At 63.4% G+C, this 10511-nt stretch carries 9 protein-coding genes, 1 pseudogene and 2 riboswitches; of the genes and pseudogenes, 4 read left to right on the top strand and 6 right to left on the bottom strand.

What is annotated here, in order from left to right; all coding sequences use genetic code 11:
• The 5 genes and pseudogenes from HX812_RS29770 to cobW all read right to left on the bottom strand — a co-directional run.
• Window positions 1-257, bottom strand: a pseudogene (locus HX812_RS29770) (type VI secretion system tip protein VgrG); the annotation flags it as partial.
• A gap of 113 nt (window positions 258-370) precedes the next feature.
• Window positions 371-973 carry a VWA domain-containing protein gene (locus tag HX812_RS29765; RefSeq protein ID WP_038851268.1) on the bottom strand — a complete coding sequence of 201 codons (603 nt, stop codon included), beginning with the start codon at window positions 971-973 and terminating at the stop codon, window positions 371-373.
• Between the two features lie 53 nt (window positions 974-1026).
• Window positions 1027-2025: an ATP-binding protein gene (locus HX812_RS29760; RefSeq protein ID WP_038851267.1), complete on the bottom strand. Its 999-nt coding sequence runs from the start codon at window positions 2023-2025 to the stop codon at window positions 1027-1029.
• The gene (cobN, locus tag HX812_RS29755; protein ID WP_038851266.1) at window positions 2025-5786 is read right to left on the bottom strand and encodes a cobaltochelatase subunit CobN; all 3762 of its coding nucleotides are present in this window, start codon (window positions 5784-5786) and stop codon (window positions 2025-2027) included. Before cobN ends, HX812_RS29760 begins: the two co-directional genes overlap by 1 nt.
• Window positions 5787-5789: 3 nt before the next feature.
• The gene (gene cobW, locus HX812_RS29750; protein ID WP_038851265.1) at window positions 5790-6851 is read right to left on the bottom strand and encodes a cobalamin biosynthesis protein CobW; all 1062 of its coding nucleotides are present in this window, start codon (window positions 6849-6851) and stop codon (window positions 5790-5792) included.
• Window positions 6852-6943: 92 nt separating this feature from the next.
• Window positions 6944-7145: riboswitch (cobalamin riboswitch) on the bottom strand.
• Window positions 7146-7261: 116 nt separating this feature from the next.
• Window positions 7262-7465, top strand: a riboswitch (cobalamin riboswitch).
• Between the two features lie 95 nt (window positions 7466-7560).
• Here cobW and HX812_RS29745 point away from each other — a divergent pair.
• From HX812_RS29745 to cobM, 4 genes are all read left to right on the top strand, one after another.
• Window positions 7561-7749, top strand: coding sequence for a CbtB-domain containing protein (locus HX812_RS29745; RefSeq protein ID WP_012723860.1), 189 nt, complete (start codon window positions 7561-7563; stop codon window positions 7747-7749).
• An 11-nt stretch (window positions 7750-7760) separates the two neighbouring features.
• Window positions 7761-8465, top strand: a complete 705-nt coding sequence (locus HX812_RS29740; RefSeq protein ID WP_038851263.1) for a CbtA family protein — start codon at window positions 7761-7763, stop codon at window positions 8463-8465.
• Window positions 8462-8854, top strand: coding sequence for a cobalamin biosynthesis protein (locus HX812_RS29735; protein WP_038851262.1), 393 nt, complete (start codon window positions 8462-8464; stop codon window positions 8852-8854). The genes HX812_RS29740 and HX812_RS29735 overlap by 4 nt, the downstream gene beginning before the upstream one ends.
• Before the next feature lie 69 nt (window positions 8855-8923).
• The gene (gene cobM / locus HX812_RS29730) at window positions 8924-9670 is read left to right on the top strand and encodes a precorrin-4 C(11)-methyltransferase (RefSeq protein WP_038851260.1); all 747 of its coding nucleotides are present in this window, start codon (window positions 8924-8926) and stop codon (window positions 9668-9670) included.
• A 63-nt stretch (window positions 9671-9733) separates the two neighbouring features.
• Here the strand turns inward: cobM and nfuA are convergent, their stop codons facing one another.
• The gene (gene nfuA, locus HX812_RS29725) at window positions 9734-10318 is read right to left on the bottom strand and encodes a Fe-S biogenesis protein NfuA (protein WP_003190728.1); all 585 of its coding nucleotides are present in this window, start codon (window positions 10316-10318) and stop codon (window positions 9734-9736) included.
• Window positions 10319-10511: the final 193 nt, after the last annotated feature.

Here is a 10511-nt window from a genome sequence, read left to right as displayed (position 1 = left end):
CGCAGTGGCTTGACCTCTGGTGCGCTGATACCCACAACCGGCAGCCTTTGCGGCGCGGCGTGCAGGCTGAAGCTGGCGTCCTGGCCGAGCAGGCTTTCGGCGGCCAGGTCACGTTCGCTGCTGGTGAATTCCACACGGTAGTGGAACGGTTGGCTCAGGTGTTCCTGGCCCTCGAAGGCGAGCACGTCAAGGCGGGGCTCGACATCGCGCACCTTTAGGGTGTGCCGGCTGTGGTCGAAGAAAACGCTGGAAGCCATTCCTTTTACTCCTGAGCGCGAAAGAGCTCAGAGAGTAAAGATTTGTTATCAGCGAATAATGTCGGAAGATTCGACTTTACAAGGAGGACGCTTCCCGTTCTCGCTTTTGGCCGCTACAAACCATCGATATGCCGATAATCCAACTGCAGCCCGGCTGCCAGCGCCCGGGACCGTGCCATCCTGATCGGCCCACGCTCGATATCCACCAGCACACCAAGACACGCCAGCAACGGCAACCCGTCGATATTCTTGAGTCGCCCATCCGTAATCACCAGCAACCGCTGTTGTTCAGCCGGATACCGCTTGCGCCGCTGCGCCAGCCACGCCCCGGCCTCGGTCAACGCCGCAAGCAACGGCGTACCGCCGCCCGCGCCCAACTGATCCAGCCAACCCGCCAAGCCCTTCGCCGCCTTCAATCCCTGGACCTGCCATTTGGGCGAGTGCCCGCTGGCAGTCAACAACGCCATCCGCGCCCGTTGGCGGTAAGCATCATCAAACAGTTGCGCCAACAAACCCTTGGCATCGGTGAGCGCGCTGCGCCGTCGGGTGGACGCCGAGGCATCCACAATCACCAGCCACAGCTCAGGAGCCGAACGGCTGCGCAGGTGAAACAGCAAGTCTTCACGGGATTGGGGCCGACCACCGAGCAGGGTGCCCGGCCAATTGATCGAGCCTTGTTTCGCGCTGCGCGCCTTGCCGTGCCTGCCGCTGTCCAGTCGCCCGGCCTTGGGGCGGGCATCCGCCCCCACGTCAGGTCGGGGGCGAATGCCTAGGGCTTTTTTGGCCAGGTGGGGACTTCCCGGCGCGCCCCCGTGGGCAGGGCCTGAGCGGGCATGTCGCCCCATTGGCCTTGGCCGGGCGAAGTGTCGGAGGGTTTGGGCGACTGCCCTTCGTTCGGAGGACTGGCCGGCGGCGCCTGCTCCTGACGGCGGTGGCGCAAGGCAAACTCGGCAACCGCGTCGATATCTTCGTCGGCGATCGCGCTGGCGCCCCGCCAAGCAGCATGGGCCCTGGCACCCCTCAACCAGACAAGGTCCGCACGCAAACCATCGACGCCCGCGGCAAAACACCGCTCGGTGATCTGAGCCAGCGCCTCATCATCCAGCGCAATCGTGTCGAGCCGCGCGCGCGCGTGGGTGCAGCGTTCGCGCAAGGCTGACTGCGATGTTTCCCATTGCGCGCAGAACGCCGCCGGGTCGCTGTCGAAATCCAGGCGGCGACGGATGATCTGCCCGCGCTCGGTCGGCAAGGTCTGCCCGCTCAACGCCACGTTGAAACCGAAACGGTCAAGCAGTTGCGGGCGCAACTCGCCCTCCTCCGGGTTCATGGTGCCGATCAATACAAAGCGCGCCGAATGGCGATGGGAAATGCCGTCGCGCTCGATCAGGTTGGTGCCGCTGGCGGCCACGTCCAGCAGCAGGTCCACCAGGTGATCGGGCAGCAGGTTGACTTCATCGACGTACAACACGCCGCCATCCGCCTTCGCCAATACGCCGGGAGAAAACTGCGCACGGCCTTCGCCCAATGCAGCATCCAGGTCCAGCGTGCCGACAAGGCGCTCTTCAGTCGCGCCCAGGGGCAAGGTCACGAACTGACCGCTGGCCAGCAGGTCCGCCAAACCACGCGCCAAAGTCGACTTGGCCATGCCGCGCGGGCCTTCGATCAGCACACCGCCGATCTTCGGGTCGATGGCGGTCAGGCACAGCGCCAGTTTCAGGTCATCGGCGCCGACTACGGCGGACAGCGGGAAATGGGGAATATCAGTCATCAGCTGTCTTCTTCTATATCGAGCAACAGGTTTTCCAACGCTTCGCGGTACGCCCCCGGCTCATGCCACATGCCACGCTGTTGCGCTTCGAGCATGCGCTCGGTCATATCCCGCAGTGCATCAGGATTGTGTTGCTGCACAAAGGCGCGGGTGTCGGGGTCGAGCAAATAAGCGTCGGCCAACAAGGCGTATTGGTGATCGTCAATCAGCGCCGTGGTGGCGTCGAAGGCGAACAGGTTGTCCACGGTCGCCGCCATCTCGAAAGCGCCTTTATAGCCATGGCGCTTCACGCCTTCGATCCACTTGGGGTTGGCGGCGCGGGAACGGATCACCCGGTTCAGCTCTTCCTTCAGGGTGCGGATCTTCGGCAGGTCGGGCTGGCTGTGGTCGCCATGATAGCTGGCAGCCTTGTCGCCACTGAGCGTTTCCACGGCAGCGAGCATGCCGCCCTGGAATTGGTAGTAATCGTTGGAGTCGAGCAAGTCGTGCTCGCGGTTGTCCTGGTTCTGCAACACCGCCTGCACCTGGCTCAAACGCTGGGCAAATTGCGCGCGGGCGGCGGTGCCTTCGTCGGAACCGCCATAGGCATAGCCGCCCCAGTTCAGGTAAACCTCGGCCAGGTCTTCACGGCTTTGCCACAGGCGACCGTCCACCGCGCCCTGCACGCCCGCGCCGTAGGCACCGGGCTTGGCGCCGAAGATGCGCCAACCGGCCTGTTTCGCCGCCGCTTCTGCGTCCAGGCCAGACTGGAGCAGCGCCTCACGCTCACTGCGCACCTTGGCCGCCAGCGGGTTCATATCATCCGGCTCATCCAGCGCCGCCACGGCTTGCACCGCGGCGTCGAACAGGCGGATCAGGTTGGCGAACGCATCGCGGAAAAAGCCCGACACCCGCAAGGTCACGTCAACGCGCGGGCGGTCCAACAGACTGATCGGCAGGATCTCAAAATCATCCACCCGCTGACTGCCGGTCGCCCACACCGGGCGCACGCCCATCAGGGCCATGGCCTGGGCGATATCGTCGCCGCCGGTGCGCATAGTGGCGGTGCCCCATACCGACAGGCCGAGCTGGCGCAGGTGGTCGCCGTGGTCCTGCAAATGCCGCTCAAGAATCAGGTTGGCGGACTGGAAGCCGATGCGCCAGGCCGTGGTGGTCGGCAGGTTGCGCACGTCGACGGTGAAAAAGTTGCGCCCCGTTGGCAGTACGTCCAAACGCCCGCGACTCGGTGCGCCACTCGGGCCTGCCGGCACAAAACGGCCGCTAAGGGCATCCAGCAATCCGCGCATTTCCGCCGGACCACAGGCATCCAGGCGCGGCGCAACCACCATGCGCAGGCTTTCAATAACCGCCTTCACCTCTTCCCAGCCGGGTTCTTCCAACTGCTCAATCGGCCCTTCCAATGCTTGCTCGATCAATCGTGCCGCATAAAGCTCCAGGCGTTCGCGGGTATCGCCAGCGGTGCGCCACAACTGCGGATCGATCTTCTGCAACACCAGCGGTCGACGCCCAGTCCAGGGCTCGGCCAAAGCACAGTCCAGCGGATCAAAGCCCAACTCAAAGGCTTTGGCCAGCACGCGCAGCAGGCTTGATTGCGGGCCACGGCCATCGCCACGCGGGATGCGCAGCAAGGCCAGCAAGGTGTCGATGCGCAGACGACCTGCCGGCGATTCGCCAAAAATGTGCAAGCCATCGCGGATCTGCGACTCTTTCAAGTCGCATAGGTAAGTGTCCAGGCGCGGCAGCCACACGGCAGCGTCGGCGTCGCTCCCCAGCTCAAGTTCCTGGTCGATGCGGGTTTCGCGCACCAGCTTGAGGATGTCTTTCTGCAACTCCAGGGCGCGTCGCGGATCGAGCAGTTGCGCTTCGTAATATTCGTCGGCCAACAGCTCAAGGTTACGCAACGGGCCGTAGGTTTCGGCACGGGTCAGCGGCGGCATCAGGTGATCGATGATCACCGCCTGGGTGCGGCGCTTGGCCTGAGCGCCCTCGCCCGGATCGTTGACGATAAAGGGGTAGATATTCGGCAACGGCCCCAGCAGCGCATCAGGCCAGCAGTTTTCCGACAGGCCGACGCCCTTGCCCGGCAACCATTCAAGGTTGCCGTGCTTGCCCACATGAATCACGCCATGGGCGCCATAGGTGTGACGCAGCCAGAAATAAAACGCCAGGTAGCCGTGGGGCGGCACCAGGTCCGGATCATGGTAAACCGCGCTGGCGTCCACCTGATAACCGCGCGCCGGTTGGATACCGACAAAGGTCAGGCCCAGGCGCAGGCCGGCGATCATCATGCGGCCATCGCGGAACATCGGATCGTTATGGGGCGTGCCCCAGCGCTCCAGCACGGCCTGGCGATTGGCCTCGGGCAAGCGACTGAACATCGCCTCGTAGTCATCCAGGCCGAGGCTTTGATGGCAGGGCCGCAGATCGAGGCTGTCGAGGTCGTTGGTGACACCGCCGAGCAAATCGTGGATCAGCGCAGTGCCGCTTTCCGGCAGCGCATCCGGCACCGGATAACCCTCGGCGTGCAAGGCGCGCAGGATATTCAGCGCCGCTGCCGGCGTATCCAGGCCGACACCATTGCCGATACGCCCATCGCGGGTCGGGTAGTTGGCGAGGATCAGCGCGATGCGTTTGTCGGCATTCGGCACCCGCGCCAGTTCGACCCAGCGTCGCGCCAATTCAGCGACAAAATCCATGCGCTCCGGTGCGGCGCGGTAGCACACCACATCCGACTGGCTGCGCTCGCTGCGCCAGGCCAAATCCTTGAAGCTGATCGGCCGGCTGATGATGCGCCCGTCCAACTCCGGCAAGGCGATGTGCATCGCCAGGTCGCGGGGGCCGAGGCCTTGCTCGCTGGCTTCCCAGCCGGGCTGGTTGTCCTGGGCACAAATGGCCTGGATCACCGGGATATTGCGGCGAAACGGGCGCAGATGTGGCGCTTCCGGGCTGGATTGGGCGAAACCGGTGGTATTGAGAATCACCGCCGCGCCCACCTCGTCCAGCAGGTCCTCGACCACCGCCAGGCAGCCGGGTTCTTTCAAACTCGCCACCGCCATCGGCAACGGGTTGAGGCCCGCAGCCTGCAAACGCTGGCAGAACACATCGATAAACCCGGTATTCGCCGCCTGCAAATGAGAGCGGTAGAACAGCACCGCCGCCACCGGCCACTCGGCAGTCCAGTCGGCCTGCCAATGATTCAGCCGGGCGTTGGCGTGGCGCGGATGATAAATCGCCGTGCGCGGCAGGGTTTGCGGCTCGGCCCAGGCGTAATCACGGCCCAGATAGGTGCTGGCCAGACAGCGATAAAAATCCAGGGCATTGCCCAGGCCGCCCTGGCGCAGAAAGTGCCAGAGGCGATCACGCGCTTCGGCGCCGACGGTGCTGAGTCCGCTGAGTTCCGGGTCCGGGCGATCATCCCCTGGCACCAGGATCAGCTGCACACCGCGCTCCGCCAGTTCCACCAACCGCTCGATGCCGTAACGCCAGTAGCCAATGCCGCCATGCAGCGAAATCAGGATGACCTTGGCGTGACGCAACACCTCATCGACATACAGGTCGACCGAGGCATGGTTCTGCACCTGCATCGGGTTGGCCAGGCGAAAGCTGGGGTAATCGTCCGGCAACTGCTGGGCCGCTTCGGCCAGCAGCGCCAGGCTGGAATCGCCGCTGCACAGGATCACCAGGTCAGCGGGGGTCTGTCCGAGGTCGGCGATATTGTCGTCCGAGACGAAACCACCGGGCTGGGTCCTGAGCAGGTGCATGGGTTAAACGCTGAGGGCAGCGCGCAGTTGCGCTTCGAGGCCAGCGGCGTCGAGGTCCTGACCGATCAGCACCAGACGCGTGATGCGCGCTTCGTCAGCGCTCCAGGCACGGTCGAAGTGCTTGTCGAAACGCGTGCCCACGCCCTGGATCAGCAGGCGCATCGGCTTGTTCGGAATCGCGGCGAAACCTTTGACGCGCAGGATGCCGTGTTGCACCACCAACTGGGTCAGGGCGTCGAGCAGCAGCGCTTCATCGGCTTGCGGCAGGTCGATGGAGATCGAGTCGAAGGCATCATGATCGTGATCGTCTTCACCTTCATGATGATGATCGTGATGGCTGTGGCGACCGTCGATGTGTTCTTCGGAGCCAGCACCCAGGCCGATCAGCACGTCCAGGGGCAGGCGACCGCTGCTGGCTTCGATGATCTTGACGGCTGGTGGCAGCTCTTCCGCGACTTCCAGGCGCACACGGGCCAGGTCTTCAGGGCTGATCAGGTCGGATTTGTTCAGGATAACGAGGTCGGCGCTGGCCAGTTGGTCGGCGAACAGCTCGTGCAGGGGCGATTCGTGGTCCAGGTTCGGGTCGAGCTTGCGCTGGGCATCCACTTGGTCCGGGAACGCAGCGAAGGTGCCGGCGGCCACGGCGGGGCTATCGACCACGGTAATTACCGCATCCACGGTGCAGGCGCTGCGGATTTCCGGCCACTGGAAGGCTTGAACCAGCGGTTTTGGCAGGGCCAGGCCGGAGGTTTCGATGAGGATATGGTCGAGGTCACCGCGACGGGCCACCAATTCGCGCATCACTGGGAAGAACTCTTCCTGCACGGTGCAGCACAGGCAGCCGTTGGCCAGCTCGTAGACGCGGCCGTTGGCTTCTTCCTCAGTGCAGCCGATGGAACATTGCTTGAGGATTTCACCGTCGATGCCCAGTTCGCCGAATTCGTTGACGATCACCGCAATGCGGCGGCCCTGGGCGTTGTCGAGCATGTGGCGCAGCAAGGTGGTCTTGCCCGAGCCGAGGAAGCCGGTGACGATGGTGACGGGGAGTTTGGCCAGTGTTTTCATCGGATGCCCTTGGGGGCGGGCATACGTGACGATAGGCCCTGCGACGGTGCGCAGCAGCGGATTTCGTCACCGGATCACCCCGCCCGGTTGAAGTAGAAAATCGGTTGCGAGGCAGGTCTCCTGGCTTGGGGCGTGCGGGTCTTGCGACCGGCGCTGGCTGCGCCTTCCCGCCTTGTCGGCAGTGGCGTGGCAGTCAGCTGAACCCTTTACAGTTGCGGGGGCAGCCGCGGCTTGGACCGCGTTCCCTTCTTAGCTTCGGCCTGGGGCCGAAGAACCTCGAGGGTGCAAGGCTACGCAGTGCTTGGGGGATGGTCAATGATGGGGTTGGGTACATATCCGTTTCTGCGGTAACGGATACGCCCCCACCCAAAAGCACAACCCAATTGACTCCCCTCCCACCCCCATGCTCTCCTACACATCTTGTTTCGGGTGCCCTTCACAGGGTGAAACGGGAAACCGGTGCGTCATAGCGATATGACCAGTCCGGTGCTGCCCCCGCAACGGTAAGCGAGCGAAGCGTCAGATCCACTGTGCCTACGGCATGGGAAGGCGATGCTTAATTGGCGTAATGCCCCTCGCAAGCCCGGAGACCGGCCCGAAAAAATCAGATAACAAACCCGCGGTGGGCGGGCGCTGTTCAAACCCTGCGTGCCCGGCTCGCGGGGTTTTCATGCGCTCGTTTCACCCTGACACCTGAAAGGGACGCGCCATGTCGATCATCAGCAGCACCTCGCACTCCGCCAGCAGCACCTCGACCCTGAGCCAACGCCTGACCGCCGCCATCGGCGCGTCGATCCTCGGCGCGTGCCTGGTGTATTTCGCCGGTTTCTCGCACATCGAGGCCGTGCACAACGCGGCCCACGATACCCGCCACAGCGCCGCGTTCCCGTGCCACTGAGACCTGCCGACATGATCAAGCGTATCGCGCAAACCGCAGGTTTCACCGGCTTGCTGGCCGCCCTGCTGCTGACCCTGCTGCAAAGCTTCTGGGTCGCCCCTCTGATTCTGCAGGCGGAAACCTTCGAAAAAGCCCCGGCCGCCACCGAAATGGCCCACGAACACGCCGAAGGCGCAGCCGCCCACACCCACGACGCCGAAGCCTGGGAGCCGGAAGACGGCTGGCAGCGCGTGCTGTCCACCACGGGCGGCAACCTGGTGGTCGCGGTCGGTTTTGCGCTGATGCTGGCCGGTCTCTACACGCTGCGTGCGCCAACCCGCACCGCCCAAGGCTTGCTGTGGGGCTTGGCCGGCTACGCAACCTTCGTGCTGGCACCGACGCTGGGCCTGCCGCCTGAGCTGCCGGGCACGGCCGCCGCCGACCTGGCGCTGCGCCAGACCTGGTGGATCGGCACTGCGGCGTCTACTGCTGCCGGCATCGCTTTGATCGTGTTTGGTCGCAACTGGCTGCTGAAAGTGCTGGGCGTGGCGATCCTGGCGGTACCGCATGTGATCGGCGCGCCGCAACCGGAAGTGCATTCGATGCTCGCTCCAGAAGCCCTGGAAGCGCAGTTCAAGATTGCTTCGCAGTTGACCAACGTCGCCTTCTGGCTGGCCTTGGGCCTGATCAGCGCGTGGCTGTTCCGCCGCAACCGTGACGACCAATACTCGGCATGACTTTGGTGGTTGGCCTGGGTTGCCAGCGGGGTTGTGATCTTCACACCTTGTTGGCGTTGTTCGATTCTGCCCTCGCCGAGGGCGGGATCGAGCGCCAGCGCATTACCGCGCTGGCCAGTCTCGATCGCAAACAGAATGAACCCGGATTGCAGGCGCTGGCGCAGAAGCTGAACCTGCCGCTGCAGTTTTTCAGCGCTGAACAACTGGCGGAGTTTGAACACCGCCTGAGCCACAAATCCGACATCGCCTTTGCCCATACCGGCTGTTACGGCATAGCCGAAAGCGCCGCATTGGCCCTCGCTGAACAGCTCACCGGCAGCCCTGCCCGCCTGTTGATCACTCGCCAAAAAAGCACCCAGGCCACCTTTGCATTGGCGTGCGCCGGCTAAAACCCAGATAATTGCCGACCTCGATCATGAGCAACATTCATGCTCGCCCGTTTTTCAACAGGAATCACCATGACCGTCTACTTCATCGGCGCAGGCCCCGGCGACCCGGAACTGATCACCGTCAAAGGCCAACGGCTGATCCGCAGCTGCCCGGTGATCATCTATGCAGGCTCATTGGTGCCGGCGGCGGTATTGGAAGGCCACTCGGCGCAAACGGTGGTCAACAGTGCCGAATTGCACCTGGAACAGATCATCGATCTGATCAAGACGGCCCACGCGAAGGGCCAGGATGTGGCGCGCGTCCATTCTGGGGATCCGAGCCTGTATGGCGCCATTGGCGAACAGATCCGCCACTTGCGGGAGCTGGGCATTCCCTTCCAGATCATTCCCGGCGTCACCGCCGTGGCTGCCTGCGCCGCCTTGCTGGAAACCGAGCTGACCCTACCGGACATTGCCCAGAGCGTGATCCTGACCCGCTATGCCGACAAGACCCGCATGCCCGCCGGCGAGGATTTCGACAGCCTGGCCCGGCATGGCACCACCATGGCGATTCACCTGGGGGTCAATCACTTGGAGAAGATTGTCGCTGAACTGCTGCCGCATTACGGCGCGGACTGCCCGATTGCCGTGGTGCACCGGGCGACCTGGCCGGATCAGGATTGGGCGGTGGGCACCTTGAGTGATATTGCCGAGAAGGTGTCGGCCAAGGGCTTTCGGCGCACAGCACTGATTGTAGTGGGCCGGGTGTTGGCGAGTGACAGTTTCAGTGCGTCGTCGCTGTACCGCGCAGGCCATGCCCATCTGTACCGCCCCTGAATCAGGGCATAAAAAAACGGCGCTCACGGGGCGCCGTTTTTTTGTTCGCAGCGAACACCTTACTCAGTAGTAGGCGTTTTCTTTCTGCGTGTGGTCGGTCACGTCACGCACGCCCTTGAGCTCTGGAATGCGCTCCAGCAAGGTGCGCTCAATGCCTTCGCGCAGGGTCACGTCCGCTTGGCCGCAGCCTTGGCAGCCGCCGCCGAACTTCAACACCGCAATGCCGTCATCAACCACGTCGATCAGGCTGACCTGGCCGCCGTGGCTGGCCAGCCCTGGGTTGATTTCGGTCTGCAGGTAGTAGTTGATGCGCTCGTTCACCGGGCTGTCGGCGTTGACATTCGGCACCTTGGCGTTGGGCGCCTTGATGGTCAACTGGCCGCCCATACGGTCGGTGGCGTAGTCGACCACGGCGTCGTCGAGGAAGGCTTCGCTGAAGGCATCGATGTAGGCAGTGAAGCTTTTCAGCCCCAGGGCGGTGTCTTCAGGTTTCTCTTCCCCAGGCTTGCAGTAGGCGATGCAAGTCTCGGCGTATTGGGTGCCGGGCTGGGTGATAAAGACGCGGATGCCGATACCTGGGGTGTTCTGCTTGGACAGCAGGTCAGCCAGGTAATCGTGGGCGGCGTCGGTAATGGTTATGGCAGTCATGGAAACTCCTCACAGGCTTGCCGGCAGTTTACGCCAAAATATTACGTAGGTACAAAGTCCTAGTGTTTTTGTCGGGATAGGTTTGTTTGGGGGGGGCTGGGCATATCCGTTATTTGGGTAACGGCTGATATTGGTTCCGCCCTTACGGCGGGTCACTTTGGAAAAGAGCCGGAATGCCGGCCCAGCCCAAAGT

The sequence above is a fragment of the Pseudomonas sp. IPO3749 genome (genome assembly GCF_013386605.1).
Lineage (GTDB): Bacteria > Pseudomonadota > Gammaproteobacteria > Pseudomonadales > Pseudomonadaceae > Aquipseudomonas > Aquipseudomonas azotoformans_A.
This window is presented reverse-complemented; position numbering and strand designations above follow the sequence as displayed.